At 40.3% G+C, this 18,473-nt stretch carries 21 protein-coding genes; 11 read left to right on the top strand and 10 right to left on the bottom strand.

From position 1 onward, the window contains the following. Window position 1 precedes the first annotated feature (1 nt). The 4 genes from nuoN to FTU36_RS05560 all read left to right on the top strand — a co-directional run bounded on the left by nuoN (window position 2) and on the right by FTU36_RS05560 (window position 3,548). On the top strand, window positions 2–1,546 hold the full coding sequence (gene nuoN / locus FTU36_RS05575) for an NADH-quinone oxidoreductase subunit NuoN (RefSeq protein ID WP_078191095.1): 1,545 nt from the start codon (window positions 2–4) through the stop codon (window positions 1,544–1,546). Between the two features lie 126 nt (window positions 1,547–1,672). Then, the gene (gene upp / locus FTU36_RS05570) at window positions 1,673–2,308 is read left to right on the top strand and encodes a uracil phosphoribosyltransferase (RefSeq protein ID WP_180117025.1); all 636 of its coding nucleotides are present in this window, start codon (window positions 1,673–1,675) and stop codon (window positions 2,306–2,308) included. 85 nt (window positions 2,309–2,393) lie between these two features. Then, entirely contained in the window at window positions 2,394–2,687 is a 294-nt protein-coding gene (locus FTU36_RS05565) for a cold shock domain-containing protein (protein ID WP_078192288.1), read from the top strand. A gap of 108 nt (window positions 2,688–2,795) precedes the next feature. Further along, window positions 2,796–3,548: a cold shock domain-containing protein gene (locus tag FTU36_RS05560; protein WP_180117023.1), complete on the top strand. Its 753-nt coding sequence runs from the start codon at window positions 2,796–2,798 to the stop codon at window positions 3,546–3,548. A 29-nt stretch (window positions 3,549–3,577) separates the two neighbouring features. On the opposite strand, the gene gigC is transcribed toward FTU36_RS05560, so the two are convergent. Further along, on the bottom strand, window positions 3,578–4,462 hold the full coding sequence (gigC, locus tag FTU36_RS05555; RefSeq protein WP_180117021.1) for a LysR family transcriptional regulator GigC: 885 nt from the start codon (window positions 4,460–4,462) through the stop codon (window positions 3,578–3,580). A gap of 85 nt (window positions 4,463–4,547) precedes the next feature. Here gigC and FTU36_RS05550 point away from each other — a divergent pair, with 85 nt between their 5' ends. Further along, window positions 4,548–5,309: a ferredoxin--NADP reductase gene (locus FTU36_RS05550; protein WP_180064027.1), complete on the top strand. Its 762-nt coding sequence runs from the start codon at window positions 4,548–4,550 to the stop codon at window positions 5,307–5,309. 430 nt (window positions 5,310–5,739) lie between these two features. Here FTU36_RS05550 and FTU36_RS05545 read toward each other — a convergent pair whose 3' ends face one another. The 5 genes from FTU36_RS05545 to FTU36_RS05525 all read right to left on the bottom strand — a co-directional run bounded on the left by FTU36_RS05545 (window position 5,740) and on the right by FTU36_RS05525 (window position 9,684). After that, window positions 5,740–6,483: an amino acid ABC transporter ATP-binding protein gene (locus FTU36_RS05545; RefSeq protein ID WP_078191089.1), complete on the bottom strand. Its 744-nt coding sequence runs from the start codon at window positions 6,481–6,483 to the stop codon at window positions 5,740–5,742. Beyond that, window positions 6,480–7,163: an ABC transporter permease subunit gene (locus FTU36_RS05540; protein ID WP_078191088.1), complete on the bottom strand. Its 684-nt coding sequence runs from the start codon at window positions 7,161–7,163 to the stop codon at window positions 6,480–6,482. Before FTU36_RS05540 ends, FTU36_RS05545 begins: the two co-directional genes overlap by 4 nt. Beyond that, on the bottom strand, window positions 7,163–7,906 hold the full coding sequence (locus tag FTU36_RS05535; protein ID WP_168378571.1) for an amino acid ABC transporter permease: 744 nt from the start codon (window positions 7,904–7,906) through the stop codon (window positions 7,163–7,165). Before FTU36_RS05535 ends, FTU36_RS05540 begins: the two co-directional genes overlap by 1 nt. A 70-nt stretch (window positions 7,907–7,976) precedes the next feature. Beyond that, entirely contained in the window at window positions 7,977–8,924 is a 948-nt protein-coding gene (locus FTU36_RS05530) for a transporter substrate-binding domain-containing protein (RefSeq protein WP_180004747.1), read from the bottom strand. Between the two features lie 337 nt (window positions 8,925–9,261). Further along, complete coding sequence (locus FTU36_RS05525; protein ID WP_078191199.1) at window positions 9,262–9,684, bottom strand: hypothetical protein; 423 nt, start codon at window positions 9,682–9,684, stop codon at window positions 9,262–9,264. Window positions 9,685–10,032: 348 nt separating this feature from the next. Here FTU36_RS05525 and FTU36_RS05520 point away from each other — a divergent pair, with 348 nt between their 5' ends. The 3 genes from FTU36_RS05520 to FTU36_RS05510 all read left to right on the top strand — a co-directional run bounded on the left by FTU36_RS05520 (window position 10,033) and on the right by FTU36_RS05510 (window position 12,616). Further along, complete coding sequence (locus FTU36_RS05520; protein WP_078191085.1) at window positions 10,033–10,311, top strand: hypothetical protein; 279 nt, start codon at window positions 10,033–10,035, stop codon at window positions 10,309–10,311. A gap of 274 nt (window positions 10,312–10,585) precedes the next feature. Next, a complete protein-coding gene (locus tag FTU36_RS05515; protein WP_180117019.1) occupies window positions 10,586–12,364 on the top strand; it encodes a mechanosensitive ion channel in 1,779 nt (592 codons plus the stop codon). A gap of 69 nt (window positions 12,365–12,433) precedes the next feature. Next, the gene (locus tag FTU36_RS05510; RefSeq protein WP_180117017.1) at window positions 12,434–12,616 is read left to right on the top strand and encodes a hypothetical protein; all 183 of its coding nucleotides are present in this window, start codon (window positions 12,434–12,436) and stop codon (window positions 12,614–12,616) included. A 380-nt stretch (window positions 12,617–12,996) separates the two neighbouring features. Here the strand turns inward: FTU36_RS05510 and FTU36_RS05505 are convergent, their stop codons facing one another. Beyond that, entirely contained in the window at window positions 12,997–14,196 is a 1,200-nt protein-coding gene (locus FTU36_RS05505) for an NAD(P)/FAD-dependent oxidoreductase (RefSeq protein ID WP_180064031.1), read from the bottom strand. A gap of 33 nt (window positions 14,197–14,229) precedes the next feature. Beyond that, a complete protein-coding gene (locus FTU36_RS05500; RefSeq protein ID WP_180117015.1) occupies window positions 14,230–15,120 on the bottom strand; it encodes a 1-aminocyclopropane-1-carboxylate deaminase/D-cysteine desulfhydrase in 891 nt (296 codons plus the stop codon). Between the two features lie 280 nt (window positions 15,121–15,400). Between FTU36_RS05500 and FTU36_RS05495 the strand changes: the two genes are divergently transcribed. Beyond that, window positions 15,401–15,604 (top strand): NF038215 family lipoprotein, encoded by a 204-nt coding sequence (locus FTU36_RS05495; RefSeq protein ID WP_180009849.1) that lies wholly within the window; start codon window positions 15,401–15,403, stop codon window positions 15,602–15,604. A gap of 236 nt (window positions 15,605–15,840) precedes the next feature. Here FTU36_RS05495 and FTU36_RS05490 read toward each other — a convergent pair whose 3' ends face one another. Further along, window positions 15,841–16,299, bottom strand: coding sequence for a DIP1984 family protein (locus FTU36_RS05490; RefSeq protein ID WP_180117013.1), 459 nt, complete (start codon window positions 16,297–16,299; stop codon window positions 15,841–15,843). Window positions 16,300–16,470: 171 nt separating this feature from the next. On the opposite strand from FTU36_RS05490, the gene FTU36_RS05485 reads away from it, so the two are divergent. After that, window positions 16,471–17,094 (top strand): LysE family translocator, encoded by a 624-nt coding sequence (locus FTU36_RS05485; RefSeq protein WP_180117011.1) that lies wholly within the window; start codon window positions 16,471–16,473, stop codon window positions 17,092–17,094. Between the two features lie 48 nt (window positions 17,095–17,142). Here FTU36_RS05485 and FTU36_RS05480 read toward each other — a convergent pair whose 3' ends face one another. Continuing rightward, window positions 17,143–17,499 (bottom strand): hypothetical protein, encoded by a 357-nt coding sequence (locus tag FTU36_RS05480; protein ID WP_067764607.1) that lies wholly within the window; start codon window positions 17,497–17,499, stop codon window positions 17,143–17,145. Between the two features lie 333 nt (window positions 17,500–17,832). On the opposite strand from FTU36_RS05480, the gene FTU36_RS05475 reads away from it, so the two are divergent. Continuing rightward, window positions 17,833–18,390: a restriction endonuclease gene (locus tag FTU36_RS05475; protein ID WP_180117010.1), complete on the top strand. Its 558-nt coding sequence runs from the start codon at window positions 17,833–17,835 to the stop codon at window positions 18,388–18,390. Window positions 18,391–18,473 lie beyond the last annotated feature (83 nt).

Below are 18,473 nucleotides of genomic sequence, written 5' to 3'. Positions count from 1 at the left end.
CATGGACTTCACAATGTCATTTTCTGAGCTTATGCCATTAGCTCCTGTGATGATCGTGGCTTTAACTGCGATCGTCGTGATGTTGCTAATTGCAATCAAGCGTAACCACAATTTAGTTGCAACGACTTCCGTTATCGGTCTGAACCTTGCAGCCTTTTATATTATTTTTGTTTTCGTTGCAGGGCAGTATGCACCTGCAAACGTAATGAATTTGTTCATCGTAGATCCATTTACGATGTTGTACCAATTCGTGATTTTGATTGCAGCACTTGCTTGCTGCACATTGTCACATGCGTATATCGAAACCTATAAAGATAACCGTGAAGAACTTTATATCTTGATGCTGTGCTCTGTAACAGGTGCATTGTTAATGGTTGCAAGTTCTCACTATGCGTCATTCTTTATCAGCCTTGAACTAATGTCGATTCCTGTATACGGCCTATTGGCTTATACACACCAACGTTCACAGTCGCTTGAAGCGGGTGTGAAATACTTGGTGCTTTCAGCAACTGCTTCTGCGATGTTGTTGATGGGTATGGCTTATGTATATGCGTACACAGGTACAATGGCATTCGTTGCTGAACCAGGCAAAATGTTCACAACATTCAGCCAACCGGGTGTAGTCCTTGGTCTTGCACTGATTGTCTTTGCTGTTGCATTTAAATTGTCTCTTGCGCCATTCCACAAATGGACACCAGACGTGTATGCAGGTGCGCCAGCGCCAATCGCGACATTCTTAGCGACTGTGGCTAAAGTGGCAATGATCGGTCTATTCGTTCGTTACTTCTTGGCTTCTGGCTTAATCCTTTCTGACAGCTTCATCACGATCGTGACCATCATTGCAGTATTGTCTATCCTTGCGGGTAACTTACTAGCAGTACGTCAAGTGAACTTGAAACGTATCCTTGCATACTCTTCAATCGCTCACTTTGGTTACTTACTTGTTGCGATTGTCAGTGCACGTAATACTGACTTTGTTCAAGTACAAGGCTTTGCAACATTCAGCAGCGTCAACGTTTATGTGATTACTTATGTATTAACAACGATTGGTGCGTTCGGTGTTGTGACACTGATGTCTAGCCCTTACAACAACAAAGACGAAGCAGGTAGTCTTGCTGAGTACCGTGGTTTGTTCTGGCGTCGTCCAGTGTTGACTGCAACACTCACTGTCATGATGTTATCTCTTGCAGGTATCCCATTAACAGCTGGCTTTATTGGTAAGTTCCTTGTGATCAAAACAGCAGTTGCTGGTGGTTCATGGTTCTTAGCTGCAATGGTGATCCTTGGTTCAGGTATCGGTTTGTACTACTACCTACGTGTGATGATTGTGATGTACATGACTCCACCAGAAAACCCACGTATCGACGCTGTTGATCATTGGGGTCAAAAAGTGGGTGGTATTATGGTGCTTGGCGCAGCTGCACTTGTGTTGTTGATCGGTGTATATCCAGATCCAATCATTGCAGTATCTCAAGTGGCATACTTTGCGATCTCACCTGAATTACAACAGTTCATTTTTAGCTTAATTCAAAGTGGATTTAACTAATGAATTAAGCAATTAATTTGCTTATTACAAAAAAGCCTCCTGTAAAGGGGGCTTTTTTATTTTTATCATTTGTTAAATAGCTTTATAATGGTTGAAATTTTATCTTAACCTTTTAGGTGTTCTCCCGTGGCTATCCATGAAATCCGTCATCCTTTAATCCGACATAAACTCGGCTTACTTCGTCGTGCAGATATTAGTACTAAAAACTTCCGTGAGCTTGCTCAAGAAGTGACTATGCTTCTGACTTATGAAGCAACGAAAGATTTACCAATGGTCGATCATGAAATTGATGGTTGGAATGGTAAAGTAATTGTAGATCGTATTGCCGGTAAAAAAATAACAGTCGTACCGATTTTACGTGCAGGTATTGGTATGTTGGATGGTTTCTTAAACCTGATTCCAAGTGCGAAAGTATCTGTATTGGGTTTAGAGCGTGATGAAGAAACTTTAGAAGCGCGTACTTACTACAAAAAATTAGTACCAGACGTACAAAACCGTTTAGCCATGATTATTGACCCAATGCTTGCAACAGGTTCATCGCTCGTCGCTGCTATTGACGTTCTAAAAGCCAGTGGTTGTAAAGATATTCGTGTCATGGTGCTTGTAGCAGCTCCAGAAGGCATTAAACGTGTGAATGAAGCTCACCCAGATGTGACCATTTATACAGCATCTGTAGACCAAGGTTTAAATGAAAACGGTTATATCGTTCCTGGTCTTGGCGATGCAGGCGATAAAATTTTCGGTTCAGTTCAAAAAGAATAATTTTTGCATCATGAACAGAAAAGAGGCTTTTATAGCCTCTTTTTTATATACTAAAGACATTGGAATAAATGGAATAGGGTACTTTATGAAGTCCGAACAATATAAAGGTAAAGTGAAGCAGTACAATCCTGAAAAGGGCTTTGGCTTTCTTTCATGTGAAGAAGGTGATGTATTTTTCCATATCTCTGACTTTCCCGCAGATGGTGTCGAGCCAAAACGTAATGATCGTGTGAAATTTAATGTGGTGAAAAATGGTGATCGTTATAAAGCCATAAACATTGAGCGTGAAGAAGACAAATCTGCAAAAGCTAAAAAATCTAAAGTAGTGGCAAATAACCAGTCAATTACTTCAGCTTTGCTTTCGAATTTGCGTAAATAATGTGATTGTAAGATTTCATGGAAATCTTTGAAATTGAAAAAGAGGTCTATAGGGTCTCTTTTTTTATTATCATAAGAGTATTAAAAGAAAAGATGAGAGACAATTTTTATGTTTAAAGAGGGGAAAATCAAAAGCTATAACGTTGAGCGCGGCTTTGGATTTATACAACAAGATCAAGCAAAGGACTTATTTTTTCATATTCGTGATTTTCCTAGCCGACACATCGAACCACGTGTTGGAGAAAATCTCAAATACAGGATTGAAGCAGATCAAGGTAAATTTAAAGCGGTAAATATCATCCGTTTAGATTTGAAAAAAGAGCAGTCCACTCATGAACAGATAAATCCGTCATTTGAATCAATGCTAGATCGAGTGAACGACCAAGTTACGCCTCACGATACAGCCAAAGGCACAGTCTGGGGCAGTAAAATCATCAGCATGATTGGACTTATTGTAATTGTGGTATTCGCTGTGGCTGTTTATGGGAAATATCAGCAGTACCAAGAACAGAAGCAACTACATTTACAACAGCTCATGCAAGAAAATGAAAATATTGTAAAAGAACAACGTAAAGCACAGGGGAATTTACCCGATCGGGTGCTGTCGGAGCAAGGTGAAAAAAATCTATACGGCACAGCTTCAACGCAAGCTCAGTCAGTTGTTCGAGACACTGTGCCAGCTCATGCTTCAAGTGATACGCCAAGGGCGGCAGAGAAAGCACAATTTAGTTGTGATGGGCGTACACATTGTAGTCAGATGAAATCTTATGAAGAAGCGGTCTATTTTCTTCAACATTGTCCAGGCACAAAAATGGACGGAAACAACGACGGAATACCTTGCGAACGACAATTTAATAAATAAAAAAAAAGCGCCATTAGGCGCTTTTTTATTTATACAGATTTTTCACAAAATTGCATAAAGGCTTTGAGCCCTGGTCCTTGGTATTTCTGACGATGTACCAACATGAATAATGGACGGGCAAGTTGCCAGAACGGCGTATCTAAAACCACCAATTGACCTTTTTCACGTAAAGGCTCAATCGCCAGTTTAGAAATACATGACATACCAAGACCACCCGCCACGATTTTTAAAATGGCTTCGTTATGACCTAAAGTTAAACGAATATTGGCATCTGGCAGGTCTTTTAAAATTGCGTTATCAAATACTTCACGTGTGCCTGACCCTTCTTCTCGTAAGATCCATTCCACGTTATCAAAGTCAGCCGCAGTGAGTGTACGATCCAGCTTCGCTAAAGGGTGCTCTGGTGAACAGCACACCGCAAGTTCATCGTCACGCCAGTGAATACATTGTAGCTGTGGCAGGTGGCATGAACCTTCAATTAAGGCCAAATCCAACTGAAATTGGTTTACCGCTTCAATCATTTGGCGGGTATTGCCGACTTGAAGTTGTAAATGTGCTTGAGGCTGAATTTGTAAGAAATCTGCCATGAGGTCTGGCATCAAGTAGTCACTGATGGTTAGGGTCGCACCTAAACGCAGATCAATACTTTGTAGTTCGCCTTTGGCTGCTTGTTCAAAAGCTTCGCAGCGCCCTAAAATTTCCAAAGCTTGTGGCAATAAAAAACGACCCAAGTCATTCAATTGCAAGCGTTTACCAAGTCGGTCAAACAGTGGAGCACCGAGACCATCTTCGAGGTCTGCCAATGCCATACTTGCTGCACTTTGAGTAAGTTTGACAGCATCACTGGCTTTGGTAACGGTACCTTCTTGAGCGACTGCTACAAAAACAGCCAACTGGCGTAAAGTCATGCGCATGAATCAGGCCTTAACATTTAAAAAATATTAATAAATTATGCTGTCATGCTAACATGAGCACAGTCTGTCACGCCACGTTCAAATCATGTCAATTGAAAAATTTAGCTTAGAAAAGGTTTTATCTGTACATCGTTGGACCAATACTTTGTTCAGTTTTACCATGACACGCCCAGCACATTTTAAATTTACCGCTGGTCAATTCGCACGAATTGGCTTGAAAGTGGGCGATGAATTGGTGGTTCGTGCCTATTCTGTGGTGTCGTCACCCTTTGATGAAACTTTAGAATTTTTCTCTATCGTCGTTCCAGATGGTGCGTTTACTTCAAATTTGCAGCATCTACAAGTGGGCGATGAGCTGTATTTAGAAAAAGTTCCATATGGTTTCCTTACCTTGGCGCGTTATCAGTTGCCATTGCCAAAGGACTTATGGCTGTTGGGAACAGGAACGGGTCTAGCACCATTTTTATCGATGCTACAAGACTTTGAAACGTGGTCTAAATACGAAAAAATTAATTTAGTCTACAGTGTGCGCACCGTATCAGAACTGGCTTATGTAGAGCGGATTCAAGAAATCGCTGAGACCTTTGGCGAAGGGCATACGGGTTTTAAATTTATACCTATTGTGACACGTGATCCAAATGCACTGCTGCATGATCGTTTACCAGTTTTAATTGAAAATGGCGAGTTAGAACAGGCGGCAGGCTTAGCGTTTAATGTGGAAACGACGCATGTCATGTTGTGTGGTAATCCACAAATGGTTGATGACACCAAGGCAGCATTAAAGGCGCGTGGTTTGACCATGAACCGCCGTGGTGAAGGTAATATTGCTGTAGAAAACTATTGGTAAGGTGCCATGAAAAAAAGCTCATCGATGGATGAGCTTTTTTATTTTCGGAAAATAAATAACTGATGTTATGCATGCAAAAGTAATTTTGCATTTTTAAAATGATTGTTAAGCCAATTCGACGGAGTCTTACATCAAGGGAATGAATAAAGTGATTAGCCTTCGGCTGGAGGTACTCTTACGAAGCACGCTTCTCATTAGGCAAAATGAGAAGCGAAGCTTCGCAAGGAAACCATCTTGCGGAGCAGTGCTCCTCACCGCAAAACTCGTTCACTAGCGTCTAATTATCTAAAGTATCGCAAAAACATTTTTGATTAGAAGAATTCCTATCTCAAACACTTGCGGATGACGTTACCGCGTATCGTACTTTTATTTGAATCAAATTACGCTTCTGATGTTACTTCGTAACATCAGTTAAATAAACGTTTTGATGTTAATGCAGAATTTTATTTAAGAACTGCTGCGCTCGTTCACCACGAGGAGCATTAAAGAAATCATCTTTGCTGCAGTCTTCTACAATTTTTCCTTGATCCATAAAGATCACTCGGTCTGCAACCTGACGAGCAAAGCCCATCTCATGGGTTACACACATCATGGTCATACCTTCTTTGGCAAGACCCACCATGACATCAAGCACTTCGTTAATCATCTCTGGATCAAGTGCCGAAGTCGGCTCATCAAACAACATGGCAATCGGGTCCATACTGAGCGCACGTGCAATGGCAACACGTTGTTGCTGTCCACCTGATAATTGTGCAGGGAATTTAGCGGCATGCGCACTTAAACCCACACGGTCTAAATAAGCCAAACCTTTTTTCTTGGCTTCGGCTTCTGATCGACCCAAGACTTTAACCTGCGCAATAGTCAGGTTTTCGGTAATGGATAAATGTGGAAACAATTCAAAGTGCTGGAATACCATGCCGACACGACTACGCAATTTATTTAAATCGGTTTTTGGGTCATTAATGGAAATACCGTCGACTAAAATCGTACCGGCCTGAAAAGGCTCAAGTCCATTGACGGTTTTAATGAGCGTTGATTTACCTGAGCCAGAAGGCCCACACACCACAACCACTTCACCTTGTTTAATTTGAGTCGTGCAATCGGTAAGCACTTGAAAATCTTTATACCATTTACTGACATTTTGGAGGTCAATCATCGTTTTTTGATCGGTCATACACTTAACCTCCGTTGTAATTTTTTAACTGCATAGGTAGCGATCATACTAATAGTGAAATACACCAAACCAGCAAACAGAATGTATTGAGTTAACAATGACATAAGGTCGCCTCGAACATAGTTGGTGCGGAAAAAGTCTAACAGTCCGATGGCATAAACCATGGTTGAATCTTGGAACAGAATGATGGTTTGTTGTAAGAGAAGTGGCGTCATTTTGCGAAAAGATTGCGGCAAAATAATTAAGCGCATTGCTTGGCTATAACTCATACCGAGAGCATAAGCTGCAGAAGTTTGACCTTTAGGAATTGATTGAATCCCGGCACGGACAATCTCTGAAAAGTAAGCCGCTTCAAATAGCATGAAGGCCACGATACTCGAAACGAGGGCAGTATCAATCGTCAGATAGTTACCGGTGATCCCTGTGTAGATAAAGGGTACGGCAAAGTAGAACCACATCAGCACCAAGAGCAAAGGAATAGAACGAAAGAGGTTCACATAGCCTTTAGCAAAAATATTAAATGCCTTAATCGAGGACAGGCGCATCAACGCCAATAAAGTCCCAATAAAGACACCACCAATGGTTGCCGTGATCACCACTTTGAGTGTGATGCTGAAACCATGCCATAGCGCAGGGCCAGACGCTTGGAGGTCTTGAATAAAAGAACTGAGCCATTCCATTATTTATCTCCTGCAATTAAGCCAGGAACGCGTAGGCGTTTTTCCAGAAAATTCATGAAACCAATTAAACAGATGTTGATCACGATGAAAATAATGGTGACGTAGGTATAAATTTCGATGGTGTTTTGCGTGTATTCACTGATGGTTTTCATCTGTGAAATGATTTCTGCGACACCGACCAAAGACGCAACTGAGGTGTTTTTGACACAGTTGGTCAACTCAGAGCTCAGTGGTGGCAAAATCGTGCGGAACGACTGCGGTAAGATCACATAGCGATAAAGTTGAGTCGTGCTAAATCCCATGGCATAACCAGCATTGGTTTGCCCCAAAGGAAGCGCTTCAATACCTGTCCTGACTTGTTCACAGACCCGTGCAGCTGTAAAAAGACCCAAACCGACACTTGCAGAAATTAAGGCGGTCGTATTTGCTCCAAGGTCATTCATCCACCAGCTTTTAATCGCAGCAGGGAGGAAGTTAGGTACAACATAGAACCAAATAAACAGTTGAATCAATAAGGGTACATTTCGGAAAATAGTCACGTAGGCCGTACCAATACCTCGTGCTACAGGACTCGGTAGGGTACGCATAATACCCAAGATGCTGCCGAGCACCATCGCAATGCTCCATGCCACCAAAGCGATGACAAACAGCCAGCCGATTCCAATTAAAATCCAATTCAGGTAGGTCGAATCACCTACACCAGTAGATTGGAACAGCACACCCCAATTCCAGCTATAATTCATAGGAACTCCCTATAATGAGCTTAAGCCAAAATCCGTTTGGCTTAAGCATCTTTAGAATGTTTAGGGAAAGTTATTCGTCACGGTCATGTGGATTGCTAATCAATGCTTTTAATTGATCAGACATCGGGAAATTCAAATTGATATTTTTTGGTGGAATTGGCGTTTGGAACCATTTTTTATACATGTCATTGATTTCACCAGAGCTATAGGTCGCTTTGATTGCATCATCAACCACTTGTTTAAAGCCAGTATCGCCTTTACGTAGCATACAACCATAAATTTCTTGAATCGGTGCTGTACCCACGATTTCCCATTTATTTGGATCTTTGGCTTTCGATTTTTCACCCGCCAGCAAAATATCATCCATCATAAATGCCGCTGCACGACCATTTTGTAGCATGAGGAAAGACTCAGCGTGGTCTTTGGCAGAAATGACTTCACCAATACCTAACTCTTTTTCATGTTGACGAATATAACGCTCAGATGTAGTTCCTGCCGTGGTGACTAATTTTTTACCTTTAAGGTCAGCGAAGTCTTTAATCCCAGAGTCTTTTGCAGTAAGTAAGCGTGAACCCACTTCAAAGAAACCTGTTGAGAAATCAACTTGTTGTTGGCGTTCTTTATTGTTGGTGGTTGAACCACACTCTAAGTCGACGGTGCCATTAGAAACTAATGGAATTCGGTTTTGGCTGGTCACTAAGTTATAACGGATTTTTAAATCGGGAAGATTTAATTGTTTTTTTACTGCTTCAACTACTTTTAATTGAAGATCATGCGCATAACCCACAGGTTGGTTTGGATTATCTGCGATATATGAAAATGGAATCGATGAATCGCGATAGCCTAAAACAATCGTGCCCGATTTTTTGATCTTATCTAAAGTCCCTGAGTCGGAAACAGCAGCTTCACTTCCTGCAGCTTTATCCGTTGTAGGTGCTTTATTGTCACTACATGCGCTAAGCCCTAAAGTGAGCGCACTTGCACAGAACAAAGTTGCTAAATGTTTTTTTGACGTCATCGTTAAAACTCCTTTTACCCTGATTTAATATCCACTTTTTATGATCTTGTTACGTATTTAGTTTTATTGCTTTGTTTTTAAGAATGTTTCAACAATAAAAAAGAGATCATTTTCTACATCTTAGGTGATAAATCGAACAAGGCTCAAGCAAAATTTATTGCCGAATTGTTACTAAGAAATGGGATACGTTATGAACATTTTTTATAAGTAAATTTGTTGTAAGTTGTTGAATATCATTTAAATTAATTTGATTGTGAAATAAATCATTAAAATAAAAGGGCATAAAAAAACCTCCAGATGGAGGTTTTCGGGATTAAACTTTAGTTTAATCTCCGTGTTAATGCACAAACATATCCATAAATTCACGAATTTCTTGAATCGCTGTGTCTACGTCTGAAGTCAACCAAGTCGGTTCAAAAAAGCCAGCATAGTGCTCCAGTCGATCTTGGGGAACAACTAAGCGAATCGGGCATTCTTCTTCGAGCAAGCGCCAAGGAATAATAGGCACTTCATTATCTAAAAAAGCCGCAATATTTCGAATATCAATCACCATCGCATTGATGCATTCAGGGAATGGCATCACTGAAAACTCTTCAGTACGTCGGCGGAAATATTCCAAATCACCCCATTTCAACACATAACTTGGCTTACTAAATTCAATAATGCCAATAAGATGCTGATCACGAGTGTAATGAAGGGAACATTGATGAGTGACGTCAGTGTCAAGATCAAGCGTTACACCTTGTTGATGGTACGCCATAGATTTGATAACAGGTGAAAAATAAGGTGCATGATTATAGCTCATTTCATTCATCAAAAGCAGAGAATTCCATCTAGCTCAAAAAAGCATTTATTTTTGCAACACTTGATACTCTGAAAATGAATACGATTGAAATGGTACATTCATTTCATGCTCCGATATTTTTACCTTAGCGATTGATTTTAAATCTAAAATTAAGGGAACTATCTAAACAGAAAAACGGATGTAAATTGAACTGATCTTTTAAGTTACATGTTTTCACGGATTGTAATTGTTCTTCACACAACAAAGGATATTGTATTGCTAGTATAAAAAGTGAACGACGAACAACAAAATAGCGAGGGGAATATGACACACGATTTTAATAAACCGCCCCATACCACCAGCGCAGAAGAAACAACACAAAAAAAACGTATCCCAGTGTATATGCTAATTTTAGTGGGTATCTTCTTAATCGCGTTATTGTTTTATATGTTTGCAGATATGAAACCGTCTGCTTCGGATGCACCACCTGATCATCCTGCACCGAATGCACAAACTGCAACTGCCAATGATACGACTAGCGGTACAGCGGGGGATGAAGCTGTTGCCAATGATTCAAATACTGCAACTGCGACAGATCATTGATGATAAATACATGAGTCAGATTTACATGATTGCAAGATCTGAACCTTAAGCATCTCATCAGAATGACACAAATAAAGCCTTGGTTATGCCAAGGCTTTTTTACATTCAATTGTGAGCTTTTGTTGGAGTTATGCATACTTTGGTTGATTAAAAAATACGCAAAAACTAAGGTGGAAAAGAAAGCTCAAGTTTAAAGCACCAATGCTGTGTGATATCGCGGCATACGTAAAAATGCACATAACAACAGATCATGTATAACAATGAGGGCGAACGTATGAATGATTATCTGGGTGGTCCGCGTGGCCGTTTTGATGCCATGTATTATTGGGAACAGTTTCACCCCATTTTAAGTGCAGTAGCAATTCTCCTGATAGGTTGGGTCATTGCTTTATTGATTGCTGCTGGCGTCAAAAAAGTTCTGCAACAATTAGGTACAAATCAAAAACTTTCAAATGCAACTGGGCACCGTTCCAATGTTGAAAATATAGTCTCCAGAGTAGTGTTCTGGATTATTTTGATCATTGCCGTCATTGGTGCGCTCAATGTGCTGAATTTGACCAGTGTCAGTGGCCCATTCAGTAATATGATTCAGCAGTTCTTGTTATTTATTCCACAGCTCTTGGCTGCGGTAGCTGTAGGTTTTATTGGTTGGATCGTGGCGAGTTTGGTCAAAGTCGGTTCAAAGAAACTGCTTGATAAAACCCAACTCGATGAAAAACTTAGTTCTGAGGTTGGTGTCAGCCCTATCAGTCAAAATATCAGTGAAATTGTATATTGGCTGATTTTGTTACTTTTCCTACCGATTGTTTTATCGATCTTGGGTTTGAACGGTCTATTGTTCCCAATCCAAAATATGGTCACTGAAGTTGTTTCTTATCTTCCCAATATCTTTATTGCCGGTGTCATCGTCTTTGTGGGTTATATTTTGGCGAAGATTGTGCGAGGTATCGTGGAAGGCTTGGTGAACAGTTTGAGTTTGCAGCAGCAAGTCGAAAAAGTGGGCATGTTTAAAAACGCAAAACTTGCTCAAGTTTTGGGTAATTTTGTCTTTGCTATAGTCATTATCACTGCATTAATTGTGGCTTTCGAAGCACTTGGTATCGAGGCGATTTCTCAGCCTGCAACAGCCATGTTACATGAGATCATGTATGCGATACCGAACATCATTGCCGCAGGTTTAATCTTAATCTTGGCCTATGTGGTGTCACGCTTTGTAGCGCGTCTAGTTGTGGATGTGATCTCGGGTACAGGTGTTGATACTGTGCCAGAAAAATTAGACATTCAACGCTTTTTGGGCAAAACCAAAGTGTCGGATGTTGTCGGTTGCCTCATTGTATTTTTCACCATGTTGTTTGCGGTATCTGAAGCTGCTAACCGTTTAGGCTTTGAGCAAATCAGTGCCCTTATTGCTATGTTTATCCAGTTCGGTGCAAGTATTTTACTTGGTGCTGTAATCTTGGTGGTGGGTTTCTGGCTTGCCAATATTGTGGCAAATGTGGTGCAACGAGGGGAATATAACAGTTCACGTTGGTTAGGTAATTTGGTCCGTGTGCTGATTATGGGCTTGGTTGTAGCCATGGGCTTGCGTGCCATGGGTATTGCCGACTCGATCGTGAATTTGGCCTTTGGTTTAACGCTTGGTGCGGTTGCTGTTGCATTTGCTTTGGCCTTTGGTTTAGGCGGTCGCAATCCGGCGGAACGATTGTTATCAGATCTTATCGATAAAGCGAAACGTGAAGCCAACGAACCGAATCCAGTACAGGAACAGGCGAAGGCAAAAACCACCTTTAATACGCAAACATCGTCCGCAGCGAGTCCAACGCCATCAACATCTGTGATGACTTCTGAGGTGAAAACCGATGATGGCTATCCAAACATTCAGCAAGCTACTCCCGGCGTCAGTGAAAAAGAAACTGCGACGCCAGATCAGTTGGATGTAAACCCAAGTGATCAACCACAAAATAATCCATTTGGATCGACAGGCGAGGCTGAAAAACAGGTCGATGCACCTTCGGCACCTTTAACCCCGCCAAAACCAGATGATCCAAATTAAACTATTCTGTCTTTAAAAAAATCGGCCACGCTTAAGTGGTCGATTTTAATGCTTTATAAGGAATATTGTATGGCAAAAGCACCGAATAAATTTTTAGCCCCAGTGATTATTGCAGGGATCACGGTGGGTTTTTTGGCAAGCGCACGACGCTTTATTTTTGCAAAACCAAAACGCACTAATTTGGAGCAGGCAGAACAATCACCGCCAAAAAGTGAAAATAATGATACCAATCAGTCCAAAAATAATGATTGAAATTTACTCGAAAATTGGTATTTTAAGTAATAGTGATATATAGAATATTACTTAAAATATAAAAACTTAGGATTCATATTGCTGTCATGAATGACACTTATGATCCGTGCAAAGGGATGGCAAAATGGGGGTAATTTCAATGCTCAATACTTTAGTATCGACACTCAAACAAACCGCAAGCGTGCAACCACAACATATTTCAGTTGCCGTTGAAAAAATGGATATGACAATTCAACGAACTTCGTCGTCGTCAGTATCATTATTTAAAACCGACTATCTTGAATAAGTCAGATCGGGCATAAAAAAAGGGCTGAATGAATCAGCCCTTTTTTTATGCAGAGATCTTCTGCAGGTTATATTTAATTAATTCTATGTCGAGATCAGACGTATTCAGAAGCTGCATGCGCAGAAGCCCATGCCCATTGGAAATTGTATCCACCTAAATGACCCGTTACATCGAGTACTTCGCCAATAAAGTACAGGCCTTTCTGTTTTTTACTTTCCATGGTTTTTGATGAGACTTCAGTGGTATCGACACCACCCAGTGTAACTTCAGCAGTACGGTAACCTTCAGTGCCTGATGGTTTTACTTCAAAGCTTTCTAAACGGCTTGCAATGAGTTCTAGTTTTTCATCACTGATATTGCCAATGGCTAATTCAGCTTGTTCAGGCCAAATCAGATTTTGTAATTCCACAACCACGCTTTTCGGTAAGTGTTCATTGAACAGTGTGCGCAGTAACACTTTTGGTTGACTAGATTTCTTAGATTTGAGGAAATCTAAAACATCTAAAGTTGGCAGGAAATTGATGTTAAAACGTTGACCGACATCCCAGTAGTTTGAAAGCTGCAATGAGCTTGGGCCACTTAAACCACGGTGAGTAAAGAGTAGAGCCTCAGTAAAACTGTTTAACTCATTCGATAACGTGGCTTCAACAGCATTGCCGCTCAAGCGTGTGGTGACTTCTTTAAAACTATCGGAGAAAGTGAAGGGTACTAAGCCAGCGCGAGTGGGGTAGACAGAATGACCAAATTGTTTGGCAATCTCATAGCCAATTCCTGAACCACCTAAAGTAGGAATAGAAAGACCGCCACTGGCAATAACCACCGATTCTGCTTCAAAATAGCCTAGATTGGTTGCCACTTGAAAGCCTTGTTCTGGCAAGGCATTGACTGCTTTTACTTCACAGTTGGTTTTAATATCCACCAAGCCCGTTTTGTCACATTCTGCCAATAGCATGGCGAGAATTTCTTTTGCACCATTTTGGGTAAATAACTGCCCATGTTTGCGCTCTTCGTACTCAATGCCATATTCGCAGACCATACCAATGAAGTCCCAGTTGGTATAGCGAGTTAATGCCGAAATAACAAAGTGCGGATTATGTGAAATATAATTTTCTGGTTCGACATACAAATTGGTGAAATTGCATTTACCGCCGCCAGACATTAGGATCTTTTTGCCAACTTTATTGGCTTTTTCAACCACCAAAACTTTGCGTCCACGCTGCGCCGCTTTATATGCCGTCATTAAGCCTGATGCACCAGCACCTAAAACAAGGACATCATATTGATTTTGCGACATGGTAGGTTTCCGCGTGGAAGAAAGGACGCAGGATTATACGCTTTTTAGCGCTTCGGTTGAACCTTTCAAGCGACCTTGTAGGCCACCAGTATGGATCACTAAAACACGTTGATGGTTTGTAATCTGACCCCGCTCAATCATGCTGAAAATACCTCGCAGCATTTTAGCCGTATAAACTTGTTCTAATGGGATCGCATAGCGTTGTTCAAAGTCCTGCATAAATTGTAAAAGTTCCGGCGTTGTTTTGGCATAGCCACCACAGCAAAATTCATCACTGATGCTCCAATTGGTTTTCTGCGTCAATTGAGCAACATCGTCGCAAAGAAAATTACCTTTGAGCGCTGAAAAGCCAAGAACATGTTGATGTTCCGCACTGGCTTCGATCAAGCCCGTTATGGTTCCACCTGTACCGACGGCACAGCAGATGAGATCAAAATTTTGTTGATTTTCATGACTTAATATTTCCGTACAGCCACGGATAGCCAATGCATTGGTTCCACCTTCAGGAATGACATAATGTTCGGGATATTCCTGTCGTAATTGCGCTAAAGCGTCTACTTGTTTCATTTCCCGATACTGTTGGCGTGTGACAAAATTGAGCTGCATACCAAACTGTTCGGCGGTAGCTAAAGTAGGATTTCGGGCTTGATGTTGTAATTCTTCCCCACGGATGATGCCTAGACTACCGAATCCAAATAAATGTGCGGCAAATGCGGTGGCTGCAATGTGATTTGAATAAGCGCCCCCAAAGCTAAGCACGTGTTTAACCCCTAATTTCTGCGCCTCAATAAAATTGTATTTAAGTTTATAAAATTTATTGCCTGATATTTGTGGGTGTACTAAGTCCAAACGCTTAATACACAAATCAACCCCTTGATATTGAATAGTCTGCTCAGGAATGGCGTGGGCGATAGATTCAAACATGTTAGTGATCGTTATCTTGGCGGTTAGAGGTCAAATAGGTAGGCATTGTAAAACGGGAGGTGCGGAAGATGAAATCCTGTTGAGTATATTTAGTTTCCAAGAGAACGATTCCGTTTATATCAGCACATATCATATGATTCTATGATTAGTATAGGAAACGACATAGAGACATCATTCCTGACAATTGACCCTAAATCGGCAGATAAATAAGGTGAATATCTGCACAAAAATGCTATGCTGAATTTATAAGCAAGATAATTATAAAAATGGAGGGCATTCAATGAGCAAATTAAGTCGGGCTGTGTTGCCTATGCTATGCCTGTGCAGTTTTTGGATGGTGGGTTGTGATACGACAGACGAATTGCATCGTCCTCAAAATGAACATCGCACCATGATCATTGGTGGTGTCCCTGTAAATGACCATGACTATAAATTACCGCGTGACGATGTTGCGCTCAATGAAGCCGCTGCAGATGACGATTAGCACATAGGTGCATAAAAAATAGGGTGGACATACTGTCAGTACACGGTAGTGAGACGTGACATGTAAAGAGTCACAGATGCAGTGTGCTACGTCAGATGTGTGAACATTTTGAAGTAGACGTCTTACTTCTGCAGTTTAGTTTGTTGGATTAAAGCCTTACAAACATTTAAAAAGGCTCTGTACTCGCCCAGTATGCCCGAACTGGAATGAACCGTGGTTCAAATGCTTAAATCAGGTCAATCTATCAGGTCTATTTGCCAATTGGATGCCTGAATTTCTAAGTTATTTTGTCTAAGTTGCTGACTAATGCTATCGGCCTGTTTCTGTAAATCTGCCACTGCAATGGTTTTAATCCAACGGATTTCACTTGAGCTATAACGACCATTTTCACGGCGTGAGCTGTCAATCGCTTGTTGCAAGATACGATGCTGCTGGGTCAATAAATCACGTTCATTGAGCACTGAAAGCATGCAGCGTCCTGAACTGGTTTTAGCTTGTGCATTGGTGGCGTGAATTTTTTCAATTAAACCATAAAGTTCTGTATTTACTGCAAATGCTTCTTGAATTAAAGCATTCGGTTCTTCGCTAGGTACATCACCTTCTTGAATGAGCACGTTGTTATTGATTCGTTGTTGCAGCGATGCCAATTTAGTTTGTAAGTCACTGCGTAAAAGTAGGGCTTCGGCTAATTTCATTGTCTTGATATTAATTTGTACTTTTAGCGATGATGCGATGGATTAATGCGGTATTCAAGTTATTTATAGTGAAAAATTTGGTCAATTAAAATAAACACTGCAAATTATAGGGAGAAATTCAGAGATTCTATCTGTAAAATTGCCACGAATTTAAGTGAAAACGGTGTGACAGTGGAATCATTTTGGATATTAGGCTCGATTGCGGCAGCACTATTACTTGGTGCAATGAGCCCGGGGCCAACGTCAATATATGTGGCGAAAAATTCAATTGCGATTTCACGTCAGCACGGTTTATTTACTGCATTAGGTACAGGAACTGGTGCAGCAATTTTTGGTTTGCTTGCAGTCCTCGGTTTACAGGCATTTTTATTGGCATTGCCTTCGGCCTATTTGGCTTTAAAGATTTGCGGTGGTTTATATTTGCTTTGGATGGCATTTAAAATTATAAAACATGCCAAAGAACCGATTGAAGTTGGTGATGCCAGCAGCTCGCAGATGTCACTCCGTCGTGCATTTACCACTGGTTTAATTACTCAGTTGTCGAATCCTAAAATTGCAATTGTGTTAGCCAGTATTTTTACGGCACTTTTACCGAAAGACATTCCGACGTATTTCTACTTTGTATTGCCAGTTTTGTGTTTCTTTATCGATGCAGGGTGGTGCTCATTGGTCGCTGTGGCGTTGTCAGCAGAAAAACCACGTAAAGTCTATTTGAAGTTTAAAGCGGGTTTTGATCGGGCAGCTGGGGCAGTGATGACAGTGCTGGGTTTAAAGTTGATTTTTGGTATGAAGTGATTGAACGAAAAAAAAAGCCTCTACGAATAGAAGCTTTTTTATACAATTTTATTTGTTGCATTCTGGTTGTGAACGGTCAATAACTTGTGTACCTTCAACGCGATAGCCAATTTGACCAACAAGGAATGCTTGGTTTAGTTGAGTGATAACAACGTCTGAAAGTGCAACTGCACAGCGGTCTTTTTCGATAGCACGGTCAATTGCTGTTTTGAAATTTGGAATACCTAGTGGGAATAACACAACTGGTACTTTATCTTCACCAGTAACGCGCTGACCTTTTACGAATTGATTTGAGTTTAAATTATAGTTTTTTGTAGAAGCTACAGTCATATCCGCCATACGGATTGAACAGCCAGTGAAAGCCACTGTCGAAACTGCTAGTGCTGCAACCAATAATTTTTTCATGTTGTACCCCTAAGATTAATAAATTATAAAAAGCGAGCACATTTTATATAAAGATAGTGAAATATCAATAAATTAAATTTACTTTAATTTTAATAAGTAGTTTTTTTCATAGAGCGATTTGTCAATATTTTAGTTTTAGCTCTTTTTAGCATAGTGAATGCTTAAAGTTTTTAGTTGTTTGGAATGAATGGTTTCATTGGGGTCACAATGAATTTTCCCTCTCCTTTTAGGAGAGGGTTAGGGAGAGGTATATATTTGAAAGAGTTAAAATTTGTATGCGGGTTTGATTAAAAAATATAATCTATAGTAGTACATATTTAATAAATTGAAAAAATGGCGAAAGATTGGTTTGATTTTCAGGAAAAAATAGCACAGCATTTTCGTAGTCTAGGAGTAAAGGCTGTTACCAATGAGACTATTACTGGTGTTCGAACCGAACATGATATTGATGTTTATGTTACTTCTAAATATTTAGGTACAAATATCAAATGGGTGATAGAAGCAAAATATCGGAAAACAAAAGTTCCAAAAGAAAAAGTTTTAGCCCTACGCACTATAGTCGATGATATTGGAGCAGATAAGGGTTTTATTATCTCACAAATTGGTTTCCAATCTGGTGCAATAGAGGCTACTAAAAATACAAATATTGAACTCTACACTTTAGATGAATTAATTTTTAAAACTAAAAGTTATATTCAAAATGAAATTTTAGAAACATATATTCAAAGAGCAAGGCTACTTGAAATAAGGTATTTTTCACATGAAAAATCTATACGAAAAGAATATGGATTAAGAGAAGAAATTTATGACACTCCAAAGTTCTCAGTTGCTTGGTTATTGTTAACAATAGATCTCTTTCATAAATCAAAAAACGATCTTCTTTTTGGTTAATATTTGCACTCCGGATTTCTTAGCATTCGTGCATAATCTGCGGATGAAATACATCGATTCAAACAAGCTTTCTGATCCTCAGT

The sequence above is a fragment of the Acinetobacter sp. YH12096 genome, from assembly GCF_013419215.1.
Classification (GTDB): Bacteria; Pseudomonadota; Gammaproteobacteria; order Pseudomonadales; family Moraxellaceae; genus Acinetobacter; species Acinetobacter amyesii.
Note: the sequence above shows the minus strand (reverse complement) of the source record. Positions and strands in the feature narration are given on the sequence as shown.

Coding starts and splice junctions, on each gene's coding strand:
- FTU36_RS05520 (WP_078191085.1), top strand. CDS start 10,033: ATGACACACGATTTTAATAAACCGCCCCATACCACCAGCGCAGAAGAA.
- FTU36_RS05495 (WP_180009849.1), top strand. CDS start 15,401: ATGAGCAAATTAAGTCGGGCTGTGTTGCCTATGCTATGCCTGTGCAGT.
- FTU36_RS05525 (WP_078191199.1), bottom strand. CDS start 9,684: ATGGCGTACCATCAACAAGGTGTAACGCTTGATCTTGACACTGACGTC.
- gigC (WP_180117021.1), bottom strand. CDS start 4,462: ATGCGCATGACTTTACGCCAGTTGGCTGTTTTTGTAGCAGTCGCTCAA.
- FTU36_RS05500 (WP_180117015.1), bottom strand. CDS start 15,120: ATGTTTGAATCTATCGCCCACGCCATTCCTGAGCAGACTATTCAATAT.
- FTU36_RS05560 (WP_180117023.1), top strand. CDS start 2,796: ATGTTTAAAGAGGGGAAAATCAAAAGCTATAACGTTGAGCGCGGCTTT.
- FTU36_RS05550 (WP_180064027.1), top strand. CDS start 4,548: ATGTCAATTGAAAAATTTAGCTTAGAAAAGGTTTTATCTGTACATCGT.
- FTU36_RS05505 (WP_180064031.1), bottom strand. CDS start 14,196: ATGTCGCAAAATCAATATGATGTCCTTGTTTTAGGTGCTGGTGCATCA.
- FTU36_RS05510 (WP_180117017.1), top strand. CDS start 12,434: ATGGCAAAAGCACCGAATAAATTTTTAGCCCCAGTGATTATTGCAGGG.
- FTU36_RS05515 (WP_180117019.1), top strand. CDS start 10,586: ATGAATGATTATCTGGGTGGTCCGCGTGGCCGTTTTGATGCCATGTAT.
- FTU36_RS05565 (WP_078192288.1), top strand. CDS start 2,394: ATGAAGTCCGAACAATATAAAGGTAAAGTGAAGCAGTACAATCCTGAA.
- FTU36_RS05545 (WP_078191089.1), bottom strand. CDS start 6,483: ATGACCGATCAAAAAACGATGATTGACCTCCAAAATGTCAGTAAATGG.
- nuoN (WP_078191095.1), top strand. CDS start 2: ATGGACTTCACAATGTCATTTTCTGAGCTTATGCCATTAGCTCCTGTG.
- FTU36_RS05490 (WP_180117013.1), bottom strand. CDS start 16,299: ATGAAATTAGCCGAAGCCCTACTTTTACGCAGTGACTTACAAACTAAA.
- FTU36_RS05475 (WP_180117010.1), top strand. CDS start 17,833: ATGGCGAAAGATTGGTTTGATTTTCAGGAAAAAATAGCACAGCATTTT.
- FTU36_RS05480 (WP_067764607.1), bottom strand. CDS start 17,499: ATGAAAAAATTATTGGTTGCAGCACTAGCAGTTTCGACAGTGGCTTTC.
- FTU36_RS05540 (WP_078191088.1), bottom strand. CDS start 7,163: ATGGAATGGCTCAGTTCTTTTATTCAAGACCTCCAAGCGTCTGGCCCT.
- FTU36_RS05530 (WP_180004747.1), bottom strand. CDS start 8,924: ATGACGTCAAAAAAACATTTAGCAACTTTGTTCTGTGCAAGTGCGCTC.
- FTU36_RS05535 (WP_168378571.1), bottom strand. CDS start 7,906: ATGAATTATAGCTGGAATTGGGGTGTGCTGTTCCAATCTACTGGTGTA.